General features: G+C 33.7%; 12 protein-coding genes. 5 read left to right on the top strand and 7 right to left on the bottom strand.

Annotated features, from left to right (window positions below; genetic code table 11):
* Positions 1-63 precede the first annotated feature (63 nt).
* From L3049_RS02930 to L3049_RS02905, 6 genes are all read right to left on the bottom strand, one after another.
* On the bottom strand, positions 64-1,518 hold the full coding sequence (locus L3049_RS02930) for a M16 family metallopeptidase (RefSeq protein ID WP_275108287.1): 1,455 nt from the start codon (positions 1,516-1,518) through the stop codon (positions 64-66).
* Between the two features lie 4 nt (positions 1,519-1,522).
* The gene (locus tag L3049_RS02925) at positions 1,523-2,845 is read right to left on the bottom strand and encodes a M16 family metallopeptidase (protein ID WP_275108286.1); all 1,323 of its coding nucleotides are present in this window, start codon (positions 2,843-2,845) and stop codon (positions 1,523-1,525) included.
* Between the two features lie 124 nt (positions 2,846-2,969).
* Positions 2,970-3,917, bottom strand: coding sequence for a ChaN family lipoprotein (locus tag L3049_RS02920; RefSeq protein ID WP_275108285.1), 948 nt, complete (start codon positions 3,915-3,917; stop codon positions 2,970-2,972).
* 10 nt (positions 3,918-3,927) lie between these two features.
* Complete coding sequence (locus tag L3049_RS02915) at positions 3,928-5,478, bottom strand: DUF6850 family outer membrane beta-barrel protein (protein WP_275108284.1); 1,551 nt, start codon at positions 5,476-5,478, stop codon at positions 3,928-3,930.
* 161 nt (positions 5,479-5,639) lie between these two features.
* On the bottom strand, positions 5,640-6,875 hold the full coding sequence (locus tag L3049_RS02910; protein ID WP_275108283.1) for a DUF4876 domain-containing protein: 1,236 nt from the start codon (positions 6,873-6,875) through the stop codon (positions 5,640-5,642).
* Positions 6,876-6,903: 28 nt separating this feature from the next.
* Entirely contained in the window at positions 6,904-9,561 is a 2,658-nt protein-coding gene (locus L3049_RS02905) for a TonB-dependent receptor (RefSeq protein WP_275108282.1), read from the bottom strand.
* A 550-nt stretch (positions 9,562-10,111) separates the two neighbouring features.
* On the opposite strand from L3049_RS02905, the gene L3049_RS02900 reads away from it, so the two are divergent.
* Entirely contained in the window at positions 10,112-12,259 is a 2,148-nt protein-coding gene (locus L3049_RS02900; RefSeq protein WP_275108281.1) for a M1 family metallopeptidase, read from the top strand.
* Positions 12,260-12,369: 110 nt separating this feature from the next.
* Here the strand turns inward: L3049_RS02900 and L3049_RS02895 are convergent, their stop codons facing one another.
* Complete coding sequence (locus tag L3049_RS02895) at positions 12,370-13,116, bottom strand: NYN domain-containing protein (RefSeq protein ID WP_275108280.1); 747 nt, start codon at positions 13,114-13,116, stop codon at positions 12,370-12,372.
* Between the two features lie 255 nt (positions 13,117-13,371).
* Between L3049_RS02895 and L3049_RS02890 the strand changes: the two genes are divergently transcribed.
* From L3049_RS02890 to L3049_RS02875, 4 genes are all read left to right on the top strand, one after another.
* On the top strand, positions 13,372-14,436 hold the full coding sequence (locus L3049_RS02890) for a helix-turn-helix domain-containing protein (RefSeq protein ID WP_275108279.1): 1,065 nt from the start codon (positions 13,372-13,374) through the stop codon (positions 14,434-14,436).
* A gap of 256 nt (positions 14,437-14,692) precedes the next feature.
* Positions 14,693-15,319: a hypothetical protein gene (locus tag L3049_RS02885; RefSeq protein WP_275108278.1), complete on the top strand. Its 627-nt coding sequence runs from the start codon at positions 14,693-14,695 to the stop codon at positions 15,317-15,319.
* Positions 15,320-15,743: 424 nt separating this feature from the next.
* Positions 15,744-17,633, top strand: a complete 1,890-nt coding sequence (locus tag L3049_RS02880; RefSeq protein ID WP_275108277.1) for a 4Fe-4S binding protein — start codon at positions 15,744-15,746, stop codon at positions 17,631-17,633.
* Positions 17,634-17,648: 15 nt separating this feature from the next.
* Positions 17,649-20,621 (top strand): SusC/RagA family TonB-linked outer membrane protein, encoded by a 2,973-nt coding sequence (locus L3049_RS02875; RefSeq protein ID WP_275108276.1) that lies wholly within the window; start codon positions 17,649-17,651, stop codon positions 20,619-20,621.
* Positions 20,622-20,625: the final 4 nt, after the last annotated feature.

The raw sequence follows: 20,625 nt of genomic DNA, 5'->3' as shown, positions 1-20,625 counted from the left end.
TAGCATTAAAAAAGGACACCTTTCCGGTGTCCTTTTTGTTTTTACGATCGTCTAATTTAAGTATTAGAACTTTATTTCTTTACCTTCTTTGGTATAATATTCTACTGGTCCATATTGCTCTAGTTTACCATGTAATTCTTTCGCATTACCTTCTACAAATATTAGGCAATTGTTTGGTTTTACATATTTTATAGCCATGGCCTTTACATCTTCTTTACTAACTTCGCCAATATGAAAAGGATATGTTTTTAGGTAATCATCAGGTAAATTATAATCATCTTTTACCATTGCAAAAGATAAGAAACGCTGAAGAGCAATTCCGCCTAATGAACGAGCGTAGGCACCAATTAAGCTGTTTTGAGCCAAACGCAAGTTTTTATCACTAACGTTCTGATTTCGGATGCGTAACATCTCATAAATAATATTCTCAACAGCCAAAGGAGCTTTCTCTGTTCTTACATCAGTTTTAATAAAACCACTACCACCGCCTGCAGAAGGAGAGATGCTTGAAAATGCAGAATAGCACAAACCTTTATCTTCTCTTAAATTTGCATAAATATACGAACCGGTATAACCTCCTAAAATCTGGTTCATAACTTCTAAATTTTCTTGATCTTCAGAGTATGAATAGGCATCACCAAGACTCCAATTAAAGCTAACTGATGCTTGTACTGATTGAGGTTTGTCAATAACAAATATCTTACGTGATTTTAAAAAGCTTGGTGTGATTTTTTTATTAGCCTCTTTTACGAACTCTTTGCCTTTTTGCCATTTTCCAAAATGTTTTTTTAGCATTCTTTCTGCTGATTTTGGTGTGAAATCACCAATTAAAATAGCAGTAGAATTACAGGCTGCAATTCGTTCTTTTTGAAACTCTTTTAACTTTTTAACGGTAACTAGATCGTAGTTGTTTTCTTTTTGCTCTATTTTTTGAGAACGACCACCCTTATTCAGTAAAGAGTCCATTACAATCATTCTAAAGTCTCTCAAGCCAGTAATCTCTCTCTTATTTATTTTTTGAGTTTTTTTAGCTTCCTGTTTCTTTTTAGCTTCATCGATAAGTTTTCGAATGTCGCCATTTGTAATTGATGGATTAAACAATTGATCCGTATAAAGATCCATCAATTCATTTAGGTTATCATGCAATCCAATCACAAAACCACCATTAATTGTAACGCCGACCTTTGCTCCGTTAAAATCAATTATGGAATCGGTCAAGCTTTCGGTATAGTTTTGCGAATGCCCTTGGTAATAAACCTTTCCAAGTATTGCTCTTAATTCAGGTTCACTATCCTTCTTAATATCGGGCTGCGATACAGTAAGGGAAAATGCGAATTTTCCATAACCAGCTTTTGGTACTAAAAACACTTTTAATCCATTATCTAGTTCTATAGATTTTAAATCTCCAAGATTAATTTCCTTTGGTTTGTCAGGGTTTGGTTCGTGAGAACGATCCACTTGGGCCGACAAAACTCCTGCATGAAATAATGCAATTAATAGTATGTATATAATTTTCATGGATCTATTCTTTTTCTGGGTGATAGATAATTACTGTTCTGTTATCAGTATTCAAGTATTTTTTAGCAACTCGCTGGATATCTTTAACAGATATTTTCATGTAATTATCAATTTTGTTATTGAATTCAGCAGCTTCTCCCCAAATGTGATAAGAGGAGGTAAGCATATCGGCTACACTTTCCATATCGTAGTACATATCCATGTACTGTGATTTAATACTATTTTTTGCTTTTAATAATAAAGATTTAGAATAGTCTCCATTCTTTAATTTATCCAGTTCATTTTCAACTGCATTAAAGTACTCATCTTGGCTTTTACCATCTTCAATGTCTCCTCTAACCCAAAGCATACCTGCTTGCTCATACAGTTCGCATGATGAAGTAATTCGTTTACTAACAGATTCATCATCTAATTGAATGTGTTTTTTCAAGAATGAATCTTCTCCATTTCCCGATAAAAGCACCATCATCATTGTCATTACGTTGGCCTCTTGAGTATTTTCCGGAGCACCAAAATAAGACATTGCGATATGAGGTTTTTTAATGCCTTTTAAGTTTTTTTCAATTACCACCTCTTTACCTGGTCTTTCTTCATCGTAAACAGGGCGTACAATATCTTTTCCTCTCGGAATATCTTTAAAATATTGAGCTACATATTTTTTAGTTTCCTCAATATTTATATCCCCGGCAATTACTAAACAGGCATTGTTGGGAACATAGTAGGTATCAAAAAATTCTTTAAAATCTCCAGTTGTGGCAGCATTTAAATGATCCATAGAGCCAATAATGGGATGGCTGTAACCATGTTCTTTAAAAGCACTACAAAATAGATCATTATATACATTACCCAATGGTTTATTGTCATAACGCAATCTTTTTTCTTCTTTTACCACTTCTCTTTCAGTATCAATTCCTTCTTGGGTAATGATTGGCTGTAGCATTCTTTCAGATTCTAGCCATAAGCCCAATTTATATTCATGAGAAGGAAGAAAATCGTAATAGTAAGTTATGTCGTAGCTTGTGTAGGCATTGTCGTAACCGCCAGCATTTGAAGTGTACTTACTAAATTCTCCTTGTGGAATGTTCTTTGATCCATGAAATAATAAATGTTCAAAGAAATGAGCGAAACCAGTTAATTCTGGATCTTCATTTTTAGAACCGACATGATATTTTACGCCGATAACAACATTAGGGGAGCTGCTATTTTTATGCAGTATTACATGCAATCCATTATCGAGCTTATACTCAGTGAAATTTATTTTATATCCGTCGTCCGCAAAAGTTAACAGCGGACATAGAATAAGTAATAATGATATTATTTTTTTCATTTTGCTAAGGGTGTAAATGCATAGGGTATCTAGGAAACGAGCAAAAGAATAGCACTTTTATTCATTGCCTAGAACCCACTTGATTATTTTTTCTATATTAATATTGTTGTGAAGCGAAGAGAGATCAATCGTAAGTTTTATGCATAGATCCATTCACGATAATATTAAAATCACCTGTTTTGTTACGACCTTCTAATTCTAATGCATTAGCCTGTCGAGCCACAGAGATGGTAACAATATCTACCTCAGGTTTGTAGTGTTTTAGATAGAAGTAAATACTTTGATAGTTTTGTGAATGGTATACACCATTGTAGTGAATAAAGTATTTTCCTTTTTTCCAGTGCTTTAAAATGTTGTGAGCCATGGTCGCATCTTTAATAGCCTGTGCTTTTACCAGGTTAGGGCCTTTAAACTTTGCCATTGGATTGTGACTTTTGTGTCCTTTATCATCATCCGAAGCAAATAGAGATAGCATATTAGCATAAGCAGGTTGCTCTAAATCGTAATAAACTGGCATAGGAGGTAAGTAGCTCTTTGCCGCATCACTTAAGCTATCTAAATATTGTTCACCTTGTTTGTAAATGATATTTGCATAACGACGAGGGATATTGGTGCAAATAAATGGAAGATTATTCTTCATTGCAATACCAATCAAAGGCTTGTAATCTCGAAAATTAGGCCAGTTCACATCATATTGCATATATGTTTTTTTGTCGATTGTTCTATTTAACAACTCATTTAGTAGCAATTGCTGATCTGTTTCCCACATTTCACCACCAAGAATAACACTATCCTTTTTAGCAGCAACAATTTCCTTCGTAACTAATTTTTCTAACCAATGTGCAATTGGATCGTCATGTAATTCTCCAAAAAGAAGTATTTCATGTTTCTTTAACTCCTTTATCATTGCAGAGTAAGTGACTTTTTTGCCTTCCTTATCATAGATCATGTATGCTGGCAAATCATTCTGGAATGCTTTCTCTTCAGCTTTTGACTTTTTTTTCTTTGCAAAGGCTCCGTTAGTGGAACATAGTATTAGCAATGAAAACACAATTGTTAAAATTCTTTTCATGGTGTTTTATTTAAAAAATAAGGTTGAAACTTAATCCGATATAAGTTTGGTTAGTTGATTTTTCGAGTATTGAGTACTGGTTGTTGATTTTAATATTAGTAGGACTTATCTTATCATAATTTAAAGCCCATTCTGTTTTAATGTTTTTGAACTTATGAAACCATGATAATTTTGCACCAATATTGTAGTAATCGGCCGTATAGAATGCCATTTCGTTATGCGCTAAGTTGGTCGTGTAATGCATAGATGACGCAGAGGCTAGATCGTGGTTATAGGATAAGTTGTATTTGTATCCTCCATTCATCGTAAATTTGAATTTATTTGGAGTGTTTAGGTCAAAATTAAAACCTGTATGTAAATTAATTTTAAGATTGGTGTATTCCATTAAATGGGCATTCGTTAAATCTTTCTTGCTAACATTTTCCACATCTAATTCTAAACCTGATTGATCAAATATATTTTTTTGATTTCGCAATAAATCAATTGAACTATTAAATTTAATACCATCGTAAATGTAGGAATCGCGATATCCTTTATTGTACTTAAATCCCTTTCCACTAATTAGCTCCACTTTAGCTTTACTAAGCAAATAATATTGTGTGCTGTTTGTTAAATAGGATCCAACTAGATTATGTCTATTGTAATCATATTTGAATAGTTTATCAGATAAATCTCCTTTTACTGAGGTAATTGGGTTTTTCCATTTCTCCAGACCAGGATAATAAGTGTAGCTGGCTGAGAATTTGTTTTTACTTCCACTGTGAAAGGCTAGAGTAAATGAGGGATTTTGATCTGTAATGATTACGCTCTCGCTATTTAATACATCATCAAAATTTCCCATATCTGATAAAGGGTATAGATAGTATTCCTCACTCGTAGCTTTAAATGAATTGTGAAATTCTGGTTTTGATTTCTTTCGCTTATATGCAATTCCTAGGGAAAGATATTTATCTTGCCCCATAGAATAGGTCATAGATGATTGAAGATTTATCCTTAAGTTATATTGTTCATTTCTGGTATCAAGAGTTCTTAAATATAGATCGCCATCATACTTTAGGCTTACTCCTAATTCAATGCGTTTGTTAATTTTTTTTGTAAGCATTCCACTTAAACCATAATGCTTAGTACGCCAGTCACCAATTCTTTTTGTTACGATTTTAAATGGACTACCAATAGTAGATTTTTTGTAAAATTGATTCCAGTTTGCCTCTTCATGATTTCCGCTACTGAATGAAAAACTACCATATAGCTTTAGAGACTTGGAATCGTACGATTGAACGGATTCTGTTTTAAATGCGAGTTCCGAATTCGTTTTGCACTCATCAGTTGTTTTAAAATCACCTTCGCTATAGGTTCCATTAAATGAAATAGTAGACCAATCGCTATGAGCCCAAAGGGATAGGGTGGAAGGAAGAACCGTATATAAATCAAGTTGTTTTTCAATAAAAAAATCTCTTTCAACATCTAAATTGAGGATTTCTTTTTTGTGAGTATTGTTTTCCTGGCCTTTAGTTGAATAAAAGGAAAGAAGTAATATGAAAAGGAACAAATGATTTTTCATACGATTAAGCTTGAATGAAATTGTGGTTTTTAATTGAATTCTTATTGAGAGTAGAAATTCACAATAAATAAATTAATATATAACTAGGTGGAAATCATATTTTCCACCTAGTTCTAGTATTTATAGATTTAAAGAATCAAATCTATAAGTATGAGTATAGCTTACTCAGCAACATTTCCAGACTCAAAATCTTCAGAACTGTTGTTTGTATCCTGATAAATAATTCGTCCGTCAGCAGTTGTTTTTGAAACTTTACGAGAAACACTTAAACTAGTGTAACTTGTTCCTTCAACGTAATTGAATCCCGCATCAATACTTGATGGAAGTTTTTTGTATGCTCCTGCATCTGCATTTGCAAGCATATCAATACCATCAATTACATCTTCTACTTTTAATTTCGTAAAATAAATTGGGTTACTATCTGATGATTCAGGATCAGTAATGATTTCACTTGGAGTTTCATCGCAACGTAAAATCGCAACACTAGCACCAGTTGAAAGAAAACTGAAAAAACCATTGTTTTCGATATTCATATAAACCATATTCATATTTGGTACATCAGCATTATCAAGATCAAACCATGTGCTACCTGTACGTCCTAAAGACTCTAACCAATCAATAGCGTACAATTCAAAGTCTGCACCACTTAAATCAACAGTGAAATCTTTAGTTCCACCATCTGTCCAGTCAATTGCATCAAATGCAATTACAATACTTTCTCCTGGTAGGATTGGATTATCTTGTCCAGAACCTGGTACTTGTGCAATTTTGTCAGCATAAATAAATTCTTCGAATGATAAAGTTGAAATTACATCATTATCGTTGCTACCATTTCTTTGTGGAACGATACTTGCTAAGTATAAGCCATCAGCATAAACAACTTCTGCCGAATTGTTATAGATTTCAACAAATTGATCTTTGAACATTACGCCCCAAGATGGATCATTTGCTCCACTGTAGTAAAATTCTTTAATGACTAAAGAACTAGAAGGCTTGCCATCCAATACCAATTCATCAACAGAATCAACACCACCAAATAGGCTAACATTAGCTTTCGTTCCATTTAGGGTAATGGCTTCGTAGTAACCAGAAGCATCTGAAGCTTCTGAAGCTGTTAGATTCTTAACGCATGAAAGGTTGTATGTACCCGGTGCAATATCTAAAAAGCTTGCAACGCCACTTGCATTGGTCATGGCACTATCTTTAGCTTGATCCGTTGTGTTTTGAAGATAAACGTATAGGTTATCAGTAGTAATACCGCTAAATGTTTCAGAAGTACCGACAGTTACGTCTAGGTTTGCCAATTTAACTTCAGTGTCGTCATTACACGAAATCAGTGTTGAGCCAAGTGCAAATAACGTGCACATTCCAATTAATAAACTTCTTTTGTTTTTCATAGTGTTAATAGATATAATGGTTAAAAATTTACAATTTAAAATTCATCCCGAAACCAAATGTAACTTTGGAATTCTGGTATACCCTAGTCTTGTTGTTTTCGTCAATATATGAGGGATTATACCACATGAAATTGTTGGCATAAAAAGAAAAGCTATGCCCTTGCTTTGTTTCTTTTCTAATTTGAAGGTGAAAATTGAAATATGTTGGGATTGGTGTGTTCTTATAGCGATTGTCTGAGTTGAAAAGGTCAGAGAATTCATCACTAGATCTCATGTTCTCAGGAATCTCAACATATTCTCCAGTCTTTTCGTAATATGCAATAGGGTAGATGCTAGGGTATTTTGAAACTTCATTCTTATTTTTCCAATTGGCTTCTCCCGTTAAGGTTACCATTAATTTAATTTCAGGAATATGCTGAATTACCGTAAGGTTAGATCGGCATATATACGCATTATAGGCAGGTGTTTCATAAACGCCATATCTGTTTGTCTGACTACCCGTTAAGGAGCCTGAAGATTTAACAGATGGGACATCTCTATGCGAGTTGGTTTTTAGATAACTTCCTGATAAATTAAATCTGGTATTTGTCGCTTTTATTTTAGGAAATTGTGCACTCAGTTCTATACCTGTTGTTTTCGATTTAGAAGCATTTACGTAAGTATTCATTTTACTTGATACATAAATTGAATTACCAGTAGGACCAACTAATGGTTGTTTGTCTGGATACTCTTCTAAAACTTCCCAAATCTCTTTTTCAAATGTTTTTAATATGCTATTACTCGTTATTCCATTGGTAATTTTTTTCTGGAATAGGGTAAGTCTAAAATTCCATTCTTTATGTTCGAAGTCAATACCACCTTCAAAAGTTTCTCCTTTTGAAGGTTTTAAATATCCATTTTCAGGTTGGTGAATGTAGGTTGTTACTACGGCTAGCCTACGAGCTTCGTCGTTGGCATAATGGTTAAGGTTAAGAATGTCGAAATAAGCAGGAGCTGGATTTAATTGTAGCATTGATGGAGCTTTGTAGGATAATCCATAGGCGGCTCGAATTCTAAATTTGTCAAAATATTTTGCCGAAAGTGAAAGTCGAGGAGATAGCAAATGATATTTCTCAATCATGTAATCATAACGAGCGCCTAATTTTAAAAGATAATTTGATTTGGCTCTTGAGTAATTAATATCATCTTGAAAATAGGCCGAATAGATTAGACTTGCTGGAACATTATAAAAATCTGTTTCTCTAGATCCTGGCCCACTAATACTTGCTGTTTGCCCATCCTTGTCTAATACTTTGCCTTTTCCATAATTTTTATTGAAAGAGTATTCAATACCAATATTGGTGTTGTGTTTCAGTTTTCCAGTTGTGAAAATTTGTTCTGTATCAAAACGACCATTAATGTTAAGTGGTGCACCATACAATTCAGTGTTCTGATGAAATGAAATTGGTGTGTAATTTGTGAAATAGGTTCCTTCTTCCAGAGATTCAATAATTGGAATTGGACCTGCTGATAGAATATCCTTTCTTGAATATTGATCGGTATAGTTTATACTTAAACTATAGTTTGTTCTTCCGAATATATTTAGACTACCATTGTTTGACAATCGATAACTCTGATTTTTGTATTCGGTATCACTAATGACTACCTTTTCATCTGGATCTTTTCTTTGACCATCAAAGGAAAGACTATAGCTAAAAGCAAGATTGTTTGACCAGGATAGCTTTTTGGAGAATTCTTTGGTCCATCTAAGTCCTGTGTTAATTCTTTGATAAAAATTTCTTCTTGAAGTTGCTGAGTTGTTTGCGTAAGTGTAATCGAAATCAGCGTTTAGGAATCCACCTTTGTTTAACTTGAACCCCTTGTTAATGCCACCTTGGTATGAGGTTGGATTACTGTTAAAACTAACCCTCCATGGTGTGTAGCCAGCTTTACGCTTGATAATAACAGCACCAGAAGTAATATTCCCAAATTTTGCACTGGCAACACCCGAAACAACCTCAACGGACTCAATATTAGACGCTGGAATATCTCTTAAATCAACACCTTGGTTTGCTACATTATTCCCACCAGCATCACCAATTGCTGTATTAAAAGCTTGCATGTTACCGTCGTTGCTTAATTGGTTTCCATCAATAATAACAGCTGTTCCAAACGAATTGATGTCATTGTTTCCTCCTGCACTTCGAAGGTTTACTTGACTAACCTGAGCTAAATTGGTTGCACCAACTTGGTTACCCGGAATTAACTGTAGAATATCACTTACACTTATCGGTTGTACTTGTTGTATAGCTTGGCTTCCAATTTTGTAGGTTGTGCTACCGGCTTTGCTTGAGCTAACTTTTGCTGTAACGGTAACCTCTTTCAAATCGAGGCTCGATGGATTTAAGTAAATTTTAATATCACTTTGCGAAGTTTGAACATCTATTTCTTTTTCTTGAGCTTGATAGCCTAGCACGGAAATAAACATGGTGTATTTTCCTTTCTTTATTTCATTTAAAGAAAAGGAACCATCTTCCTTGGTTAAATCATACACGTGAGTTCCTTTTAGGTTCACTACTGTATAGTATAGAGGAGCTTTTGTTTTGGAATCGAATACTTTTCCTTTTAGACTCAATGATTGTGCTTGTGCAGTAATTGAGACAAATAACAAAACAAAAATAGGGATTAGAGCTTTGGTTAATTTCATTATGCAAATGGTTATTGGTTATTCCAAATGTAGTAGTTGACAATGCTAGGTACAAAAGCATGATAGGGTAAATTGATGTAATTCTAGAGTAGAGTCTGAGTTGTAAAAATCAGTAAATGAGGAGAAAGAGTAAGTAAAAGGTGAGAAAGTGATAAAATGTATATGAAGTGTTTTTGATGGGGTTGATGTATTTGAAATTATATTGATTTAGTATTTCAGAAGCCTTGTTATGGTGATATATTGGGAAAAGAGCCTTGTTTTCATTTGAAATTTTCAAAAGGCGCATATTAAAGGGGAAACAGCGAATTATAAAATTCATGATGATTCTAATATCTCAAGTCTAAACTACATAACTTGTACATCAACAAAAATAGATTCTTTCTCATGTTGCACTGTGTTAATGTATTGAATAAAAATGAATTGAAGTCTGTAGTGGCTTTGAAAATTACATCAAAATACTCAAAATGGTTTTCTCAATTTTACAATTAAGCAGCTACATTTGAATTGTTATTTAATACAAACGTTACCGAAATATCAAAATTTCACACCAATGAAAAACGCTTTAATTTTATTTTCTATTCTACTTTTTTCTGGTTCATGTGCCAATGGAAAAATGAAAAATGATAATTTAATTCATCACAAAGTTAATGTGAGAATTGATGTTGAGCAATCGAAAATAAAGGTTGATAATTATATCGATTTATCTGGTCTTAATCTTTCGGAAAACGAGGCAATGCAATTTTCTTTAAATAAGAATCTGGTAATCGATTCTTGTAATTATACGTTTGAAAAATTAACGAGTGAAGATAGTAAGGAATGGAATGCCTATAGTATTAAGAATGCTAATCCGAACAAGAAGTTATTTATTCGATACGCTGGTGTAATTGCTGATCAAAAAGAAAAATTAAGTGCTCCTCCAAGACATGGTCAGAGTAAAGAAACATCAGGAATTGTATTTGAGAAAGGTATTTATTTGTCTGGATCAACAGCTTGGGTGCCTCGATTTAATAATATACCGCTAGTTACTTTTGAAATTAAAGCCACTCTTAATAAAGAATGGAATGTTGTTGCGCAAGGACAAGAAGTATCTAATGAAATCATAAATAATAAAAGACAGGTTGTCTATGAGTCTTCGAAACCAACAAATCAGATTTATTTATTAGGAAATAAGTGGACAAAGTATAGCATCAAGAGTGGCGATGTTGATGTACAAGCTTTCTTGATAAATGCAGATGAAGCATTGGCAAATAAATACATGTCGGCAACTTCGGAATATTTACAAATGTATGAGAAGTTAATTGGAGAGTATCCTTATTCGAAATTTGCATTGGTAGAGAATTTTTGGGAAACGGGTTATGGAATGCCTTCATTTACCTTGTTAGGGCAACGGGTAATTCGTATGCCTTGGATAATTAGTTCCTCATACCCACATGAATTGTTGCACAACTATTGGGGAAACAGTGTATTTGTAGATTACGATAAAGGAAATTGGTGCGAAGGGATTACCACTTATATGGCTGATCATTTGTTAAAGGAAATGAAAGGGCAAGGTGCTGAATATCGTCAAGCAAGCCTACAGAAATATTCGAGCTATGTGAATGCAGAGAACGATTTTCCAGTTGTTGAGTTTAAAAGTAGAACAACAAAAGCCAGTAGTGCTATTGGTTACGATAAGGTGGTGATGTTTAATCATATGCTTAGAGTAAAGTATGGTGAAGAGATCTTTTTGAAGTCTTATGCTGATTTTTATAAAACAAATCGTTTCAAGAAAGTTTCTTTCGATGAAATTAAAGCAAGTTTTGAAAAAGTAACAGGAGACGATCTTAGTGATTACTTCCAGCAATGGACTAAGCGGAAAGGAGTTCCTGAAATAGAAGTGAAAAATTTAACTCAAGAAGAAACGAATGGGAAATACAAGTTGTTTTTTACAATTGTGCAAACACAAAATACGGCTCCATTTTGTTTTGATTTGCCTATTTCTATCTTCCAGAAAGGAATTGGTAAGCTTGTGAAGAAAACGATAAATATCAATAAACAATCGAATAATTTCACTTTTGAGTTCGATTCTGAGATTGAAAGAGTTGAGTTTGATCCAGAATTTGATGTAATGAGAGGTATGGACTCTAAAGAGGTAGCCGTCACTTTATCTGGAATGCTAGGAGCTCAGAAGTGTACTGTTGTTTTGCCAAGAGAAAATCCAAATGTTGCAGATTACCAGGCAATGGCAAACGCTTTCAAAATGAAACAACTGAGGCTTCGAAAGCAGGTTGAAATTGTAGGAGATGATGAACTAGAGACATTTCCATCTACAGACTATGTCTTGGTTTTAGGAGAAGACAATAAATTTGCAAATAAAGCTAAGATTGAATCAAAGCTGACGGCTGGTTTAAGTCGCGAAGTACAAGAATCGTTTGAAAATAATACTGGTAGTTTGTTCTATATTCAATCTGTAGAAGAGCAGGAAATTGCTTTTATGGCTTCAAAGGATACAAAGCAGCTTACCCGAATATTTATGAAAATGGGACATTATGGAGGCTATTCATTTTTAGGTTTTGAAGGCGCTGAAGGCAAGAATACATTAAAAGGTATGTTTCCAATTTTAGATTCTCCAATGATATTTAATTTGAACAGAACAATTGATTTGTCAAATTACAACACAGCAGAAATTAAACGATCACTTTTGGGTGAGATGCAATAAAAAAAACTTCCTTGTTTAACGATTACAAGGAAGCCAATTCAATGATTTAGTTAGTGTGTTTTTCGGGGTGTATTTGATTCAGTTCAATGCACCCCTTAAAAGTTTAAGAGTTATTCTTTAATGCGCACGTAAATGTGTTTGATATTGCGCTTTCCACTATCTCTTTCATCAATGTCAAAATGCTTTTGCATTGATTTGATCAGCGGAGTTAATTTGGCGAAACCATAGTTTCGAGGATCAAAATCGGGTTTCTTTTTGTTGATTAACGAACCAAGTTCAGCTAAGAATGCCCAACCATCATCATCGGCAATATCCTCAATGGAATTTTTCAGAAGGCGAATGAACTTTTTATCGATTTTATCGAATTTATTTGCATCGCTTGCAGATGGTTCCTTTTTCTTTTCTTCATTTTCTTTTGCGCCAATAATTTCGATGTAGATGAATTTATCACAAGCAACAATAAAGGGATTTGGTGTTTTCTTTTCACCAATACCAATAACCAACTTGCTCGATTCACGAAGTCGTGTGGCCAAGCGAGTAAAATCACTATCACTAGAGACCAAACAAAATCCGTCAACCTTGTCGCTATGTAAAATATCCATAGCATCAATAATCATGGCAGAGTCGGTTGCATTCTTTCCAGTGGTATAAGAATATTGTTGAATTGGTGTAATGGCATGCTCTAAAAGTGCTGGTTTCCATCCAGCAACTGTTGGCCTCGTCCAGTCACCATAAATACGTTTAATGCTGGGAGTCCCTAACTTAGCAATCTCATCAAGCATTCCTTTTATGTTTTTATAAGGTATGTTATCGGCATCAATTAATACCGCAAGATTTAAATCTGTTTTTTCTTTCATTGTTTATCGTAATTGATATACTACTAAGGTAAGGAATTGTATTGAAGAATTGTAAATTATTTAAAGTGTTAATTATGTTATTTTAAGAAACGGTATTTGTAAATAGTACGATTTTAGGGCTTTATACATCTTGTATCTAAGCTTAAAAATTATTAAGATTGTGCCTGATTTAGAGGCAAGGTAGAAAAGTTAAAGAAGGATTATTATAAGATGGATTATTTATTTGTAATATGTTTGGCCATATTGATATTTTTTATGGCATCCATTTTTTCACGGGAGATAAATCATATTTCTGACCGCATTTTTGTGTTTTGGTTGGTGTTGGTGCTTCTTGCTGAACTAACATTTTTTCTTTCCTCTCAGAATTTATTCGAAGATTTCCATTGGGTTTATGAGTTTGCATGTGGCAGTCATGTTTTGCATGGGACTGTATTTTATTTTTATGTGTTAAGCCTGGTAAATCCCACCTTTCAATTTAAAAAGAAAGACTTACTTCATGTTATTCCGTTTGCAGTTTATATGGGCTATAAAACAACAACAAAGTCTTTAGGCTTGGTTGATTGTTTAGAGGAAGGCGGTTGTTCACATTCTGATAATATTTATGCTGTAATTTCAGTATATATGAAATTCCTAATCATTATAGCTTACGTTGGATCAGCATATTCTATTGTATGGAAAATCAAAAAGGATAATCAGTTTAAACAGATAAATCCATATGGTGTAAAATGGATTTTTAGTATTGGGAATGGTGTTTTAATTCTTCTAGCTACGGTATTTACGATTCGAATTCTAGATAGTCTGGAAATCAATTTTGTTATCGATCAGGTAATGCTGATTAATATTATCGTTTCTGTTTTTGTGATTTCCTTTGTGTACATGTATACCAAATATGCATATATTTTTGCACATCCATTTGAGAATGTAGCTGCGGCAGAAACAGAAGGATTTAAGAAATTGGATGATTATTTGGAGCAAGAAGAAGAACAATACAATGAAATATGTGCTTACATAGAAGAACATCAGTTGTTCAAAGATGGAGACCTAACGCTTCGTAAATTGTCATCGAAAATAAACATTCCAGAACATACAATTTCTCAGCTAATAAACAGGGTAACCGACCGATCTTATTCTGATTTTATTAATGCTTATCGAATCAATTTTTTCATTGAACAAATTGAGCAAAATGCACACGAAGATCAAACTTTGCTTTATTTGGCATACGAATGTGGATTCAACTCAAAATCTTCCTTCAATAGAGTTTTCAAGCAGTTTCATGAAATAACACCTACCGAGTACATAAAAAGTAGAGGCTCTAATTAAAAACTCTCATTCCTTTTTTAGTTTAACATTTAATTACAATATTATTTTAGATAGAATCTAAGTAATGGCTAATTGATGCAAAATGAATTGAATAGGAGTGCAATATTCTAAAATACTACACATTTTGGTTCTTATACACTAACTTTCATAAGTGATATCCTCTATTTTTAGTAAACAAAATTTTACTAATTCATAATTATTTAGTTCGCTTGTAATCCTTTGTTTGATCTAGATAATTTACTAAAACAAAACGTGTATGAGAAGTATTAAATTCCTGATTGTTCCACTACTATTAATTTCCATAGGTCTTAGTGCACAAAATAGGACTGTGACGCAGGAAGAATTGGATTACGATTATTTAAGCCACAAGTATGAGCATTTGGATGAGAATTTTAAGATTCATATTTCTTCAGAGAAGTTTCAGTCAATTGTTGAGCAACATCGTTTCATTCCAGAAAGGATAGAAGAGTGGAAAGATTCCATTAGTGTTGTAACTATGGGAGAGTTTAACAATTGGCATAAGTGTCGAATTGCAACAGGACATATTACCTATAGCTTTAAAAGATTAGCATATCATCTTTGGATTACAGAATCAAAAGCAAAGAAGCTTTGTGAAAAATACAATGTTGAGCATACCTATCGATTCTATGCATATATGAAACAACCAGAGAAGTGGGACGGCTCAATGAAAAAACGAATGTTGAAATTAAGGAAAAAGGTGGCAAAAGCATCAAGTAATCCAGATGTTCTGACCATGACTAATAAAATGTTCTTGAAGCAGGCTTGGCGTTCTAGTCCTGAGAGAATAAAAGATTTTGAGAAACTACACAAAGAAAGACATGCTGAAAGAAAAGCAAAAAATCGCCATCAAAATCCAAGATAATAAATCAATACAATTAGAACAGGAAAGAGCTAATATCTACTTAAGGTATTAGCTCTTTTTTTATTTAAATGAACGCAAATGATTGCGGATTGTAAGAATACCAAGATTACGGTATTGCAAACACATGCTCCGTTTTCAACCTTTGTGCCCTCATGTTATCAAATATGTGTGAAGGAGAATGGTTCTTTAAATGCAGGAATATCAAATGTTGATTTTTTATTGAGAATAGATTCGAATAAGAATTTTGCAAGCTTCTTTAGAGTGAATCAAATTAGGATTAAAAGTGATTGAAATACAGGAGGTAGGACGTGTCTATTTGTGAAATGACACCTCATTCAAAGTCTCAAATCGCAATTTGGAGCGATAGAGCAAAGATTGTTTAGCACTTTTCGGCTGGAATCAAAAAAAATAATTAATCACTGTTATGAGTAAAAAACGAGTTAGCCTTTTCAGAAATATATTACAGTTTTCTGTATTAGCTCTTATTATTCTCTTTTTCATAGGGAATCAGTTGGGTTTAGGAGTTGTAGATTTTGAGGCGTATTGTCCAATGGGAGGAATCCAAGCCATATTAACTTTAATGCAAGACGGATTAATTGCATGTAATATGACAGTTACTCAAATGGTATTGGGTGCTATTTTTATATTTACTGTATTGGTGTTGGGGAAATTATTTTGCAGTCATCTTTGTCCACTAGGAACAGTTTCCGAAGCTCTTGGGAAAATAGGTGATCGTTTTAAAATCCGTAAAGAAATTAATGGAATTCCAGATAAACTTCTTCGAAGTTTAAAATACATACTTCTGTTTTTAACCTTAACAATTACATTAAAAACAGGTGAGCTTTTTTGCAAGGAATACGATCCTTTTTATACGAGTATTACCTTATTTGGCCATCGAGTAAACTTTTTATATGCTACCATTTCAATTTCCATATTTGTTATTGGTAATGTGGTATTCAGATTATTTTGGTGCAAGTATATGTGTCCTCTTGGAGCGATTTCAAATATTTTCAAATACTGGGTTGGTGTAGCAATTGTAATTGTTGTTTTAAGCTCTATGTATTTTTTCGAAGTGGGTATTGATGTTGCATACATTGTTGGAATCATTTGCTTGGCGGGATATGCATTGGAGATTTTTAAAATACAGACTAAAAAGCAATCAGTTTTAAAGATAATTCGTCATCCTCATACATGTATCGATTGTGGTTTGTGTTCAAGATCTTGTCCTCAAGGAATTGATGTAGCTGATTTGGAGTTGGTGAAACATCCTGATTGTAATATTTGTGGTGATTGTGTTTCTGCTTGTCCAAAAGAAGGAGCATTAACCCTAAACGAGAAGTTAAATGTAAAATGGTTGCCATCGGTAATAGTAGTTGTTTTGTTTGTTGTTGGATTAGTAATTGGTAATCAATACGATTTACCAACAGTATCCAAAGCATGGGGTAGCCCAGAACAAATGGAAACTTCAAAAGAATTTAAATTAGAACACTTAAGTCATATTACCTGCTTTAGTAGTTCGATGGGTTTTGTTCGCCAAATGAAAGAAGTTGATGGTATTTTAGGTGTATCTACCTACATCAGCGATCATTCTGCCAACATTATTTTTGATACAACTAAAGTTAGTGAATTGGGAATTCGTAAAATGCTTTATACACGTTCTAAGCAATTTATAGAAGCACCTGCATTGGATCAAAACCTTGTCGTTCACAAACTACGTTTCAAGCACTACATTTCAAAAGACGATTTAGCGAAGATTGCTGAAAGATTATTAGGTACAAAAATTTATCAGTTAGAAACTCAATTTGATACGGAAATAAGAATGTTGGCATTTTGTGATGCTAGCATCAACGAAGCTACCATTGAAGGTTTGATTCAATCTGTGAAAATTGGTCGCAATACGCCATATCAAGTCGCTGGTGTTGTAAAATCACCTGTACCTATTAATGGACTTGGTTTAATGAAAAGAACTTTCAGAAATTTCAAATCGACATTTAATAAGATCAAAACTTATCCTAAAGAACAGATTCGTTCTTTAAGTGTTGAGGTAAAAGACTGGCCTAAAAATGAAGGTAAATTTAATTTGTTAGCCAATCATATTGGTAAAAAGTACGATGGAGTTGTAGGAATGGATGCTGCTTATAACGAAAGTCCAATGCTTAAAATTTATTACATACAAGATAAGATTCAGCCTCAAGCAATTTTGGATTGGATTAGCAAAGATGAAATGACTTTGGTTTATACAACCGGAGAAATAGAACAAAAAGAAAACCCATACTCTTTTGTTTTGGATAACCAACTTAACCCACTAGACTAATTAAATAACCAATCTATGAATAAAATTTATCTAATAGCACTTTTAGTTTGCCTTCAATTTCAGGTTTTTGCTCAGGAATTGACGGTAACTGGAAAAGTAGTAGAGGCAGGAGACAAACTCGGTATGCCTGGAGTTACAGTGCTTGAGAAAGGAACATCGAATGGAGTAACCACAGACATCGATGGAAAGTACACATTAAAAGTAAGTAAAGCGGATGCAATATTGTTGTTTTCTTTTATTGGATACGAAACGCAGTTTGTATCCTTAAAGGGAAAAGTTACAGTTAATATAAAACTAAAATCAGCAGATCAGAAATTAGGAGAAGTTGTTGTTCTGGGTTACGGAAGTGTGAAAAGTAGAGAGGCTGTTGTAGGTTCTGTAGAACAAGTAAAGTCTGCAGATTTGTTGAAGCACTCTAATGCGCAAAGTGTCGATCAAATGTTAGAGGGACAGGTTGCGGGAGTGCAAATTGAATCTGATTCTGGAGACCCAACTAGTCCTGTTAAAGTTCGTATTCGTGGTAACAATTCCTTGCCAGATTTAGGGTCGTCTAATTTTACAGCATCTAGTGAACCCTTGTATATTTTAGATGGAGTGCCCTTAATTGATGCTTTAAATCCGAATGTGAATACAGGAACAGAAACTGTAATTAATCCTTTGGCCCTAATCAACCCTGAAGATATTGCTTCTATTTCGATATTAAAAGATGCATCGGCAGCAGCAATTTATGGTGCCAATGCGGCAAATGGTGTAATTATTATTACCACCAAAAAAGGAACTGTAGGGAAAACAAGAGTAACTTTTTCGCAGAAAACAATATACAGCACACCAATCAATAAAATTGAGTATTTGAATGGAGAGCAGTATGTTGAATTATCAGAAGAGTTTTATCGCAATTCTGGTTATTCAGAAGAAAGTATCCCAGATGAAGTTGGCCGTACAGATGTATATACCAATTGGAGAGATTTAACCCTGCAAAATGGCATGTCAAATCTTTCTAATTTGACCATATCAGGTGGATCAGAAAAATCTACTTTCCGTTTATCATTAGGATATAAGGATAACGAAACAACTACCAAGGGGAATGATTTTGAATCGATAAATTCTCGTTTGAGTTTAGATACTAAATTGGCTTCAGGAATTAGTTTGATTTATAGGGGAGGTTTAACCTCATTTAAGGCAGATAAATATTCCGCTTTTGCAACTTACGCTTACAAGCCGAACATTCCTGTGTATGATGAAAATGGAGATTATACACAAATGGAAACTTATGCAAACCCATTGGCCGATTTAGCACAAAATGAGAATAATTCGAAGAAATTTTATTCAAATAATAGTTTGACATTAAAGGCCAAAGTTTCTAAAAACTTTAGTGTTCGCTCTATGTTTGGTTTGGATTATACGAGCACCAAAAAATTCACCTTTTATTCAAAAGAAAATGGACGAGGTCGAAAAAATAATGGTTACTTGAGAGAATCTAGAAGTGAAAATATGAATTGGATTGCTAATTCACAATTGGAATATAATGGTTCTTATAAGCAAAATACGATTAGTGCATCAGCTGGAATTCAGTTAAAGCATGATCAAACCAATAGCACTACTGTTACCGAAAAGAATATGATTTCGGAGAAAATTAGGGTTCCAGGGCAGTCTGACACTGAGGATAGTACTGTAAAGGGATCTGAAAGTGAGAGTGCGAGTAGATCATATTATGGGAGATTGAATTACAATTTTGCAAAAAAGTATTTTATGGCTATCAGTTTTCGTTCTGATGCATCATCTTATTTTGGAGGCGATCAACAAGTTGAAAATTTTGCATCAATTGGTGGGTCATGGATTATCTCAAAAGAAAATTTCTGGATTGAAAATGACATTGTCAATTTTGTGAAATTGAAAGCTTCTTACGGCAAGTTGGGGAATGCTAAAGTAGGTTCGTATTCAGCAAGAGGTTTATACGGTTACAATACATCTTCAAATTACAACGGCAAATTGGTTGCAACACCTTATACTGCTCCAAATGAAGATTTAGGTTGGCAAACATCATTTAAATTCAATACTGGTTTAACGATTAAATTCTTAAAGAGATTCGGTTTAGATGTTGAATATTACAACAACAAAACCAAGGATGGGATCATGAATTTAAGTGTGGTACCAGAAACAGGATGGAATAGAATTGCTGTTAATACAGCAGATTTAACCAATTATGGATTAGAGTTCACAGTAAAAGCCAATGACATTAATCTGGGAGAAGTAAGATGGAGGGCTAATTTTAACATTGGTTTTAACAAGAGTCGATTGGATAAATTGAATATCTATTCTGATCGATTAGTTTCCGGTACGGCAGGATTGATTGTTGGAAAATCGACAGCCTTGATTATGGGTGCTAAATATGCAGGTGTGAATCCTGAGAATGGAAATCCACAGTGGTATAAATTAGACGGAACATTAACCGAAAATACATCTGATATTTCAGGTAACGATAGAAAATTTGTAATTGGAAAAAGTGATCCTGATTTTACAGGAGGTTTTTCAAATAGTTTTTCATATAAAGGATTTAATTTGTCTTGCATGCTTTCTTTTGAGTATGGAGCAGATAAAATGATGCCTTATCCTGCCAGAGAGATGGAAAATGGAAGAAGTTTATATAATTTTAACAAGAGTGTGAATTTGATCGATCGGTGGCAAAAACCAGGTGATATTACCAATATTCCAAGGTTGGATCAAAGTATTTCGTATAATGCATACAGTGATCGATTTTTATTTGATCAAACCAATCTTTCTCTTCGTTCAATTTCCTTAAAATACAATTTGCCAAAACACATTTGTGAGTCAATTCGACTTGCTAATGCATCCTTAGGTGTGAATGTGACCAATGTTTATACTTGGTATAAAGAAGGTGGAGAATCTGGAAGAAATGGATTGGCAGAATACCGCTATCCATTTCCGCAATCACGTATGTACGGATTTCAATTAAACTTAGGAATTTAAAGGT

It is taken from the genome of Labilibaculum sp. DW002 (assembly GCF_029029525.1).
Classification (GTDB): Bacteria; Bacteroidota; Bacteroidia; order Bacteroidales; family Marinifilaceae; genus Paralabilibaculum; species Paralabilibaculum antarcticum.
Note: the sequence above shows the minus strand (reverse complement) of the source record. Positions and strands in the feature narration are given on the sequence as shown.

Excerpts from the sequence above, each read along its gene's own strand:
- L3049_RS02875 (WP_275108276.1), top strand. The coding sequence starts at position 17,649 with ATGAATAAAATTTATCTAATAGCACTTTTAGTTTGCCTTCAATTTCAG.
- L3049_RS02890 (WP_275108279.1), top strand. The coding sequence starts at position 13,372 with ATGGCATCCATTTTTTCACGGGAGATAAATCATATTTCTGACCGCATT.
- L3049_RS02915 (WP_275108284.1), bottom strand. The coding sequence starts at position 5,478 with ATGAAAAATCATTTGTTCCTTTTCATATTACTTCTTTCCTTTTATTCA.
- L3049_RS02900 (WP_275108281.1), top strand. The coding sequence starts at position 10,112 with ATGAAAAACGCTTTAATTTTATTTTCTATTCTACTTTTTTCTGGTTCA.
- L3049_RS02880 (WP_275108277.1), top strand. The coding sequence starts at position 15,744 with ATGAGTAAAAAACGAGTTAGCCTTTTCAGAAATATATTACAGTTTTCT.
- L3049_RS02925 (WP_275108286.1), bottom strand. The coding sequence starts at position 2,845 with ATGAAAAAAATAATATCATTATTACTTATTCTATGTCCGCTGTTAACT.
- L3049_RS02885 (WP_275108278.1), top strand. The coding sequence starts at position 14,693 with ATGAGAAGTATTAAATTCCTGATTGTTCCACTACTATTAATTTCCATA.
- L3049_RS02920 (WP_275108285.1), bottom strand. The coding sequence starts at position 3,917 with ATGAAAAGAATTTTAACAATTGTGTTTTCATTGCTAATACTATGTTCC.
- L3049_RS02930 (WP_275108287.1), bottom strand. The coding sequence starts at position 1,518 with ATGAAAATTATATACATACTATTAATTGCATTATTTCATGCAGGAGTT.
- L3049_RS02895 (WP_275108280.1), bottom strand. The coding sequence starts at position 13,116 with ATGAAAGAAAAAACAGATTTAAATCTTGCGGTATTAATTGATGCCGAT.
- L3049_RS02910 (WP_275108283.1), bottom strand. The coding sequence starts at position 6,875 with ATGAAAAACAAAAGAAGTTTATTAATTGGAATGTGCACGTTATTTGCA.
- L3049_RS02905 (WP_275108282.1), bottom strand. The coding sequence starts at position 9,561 with ATGAAATTAACCAAAGCTCTAATCCCTATTTTTGTTTTGTTATTTGTC.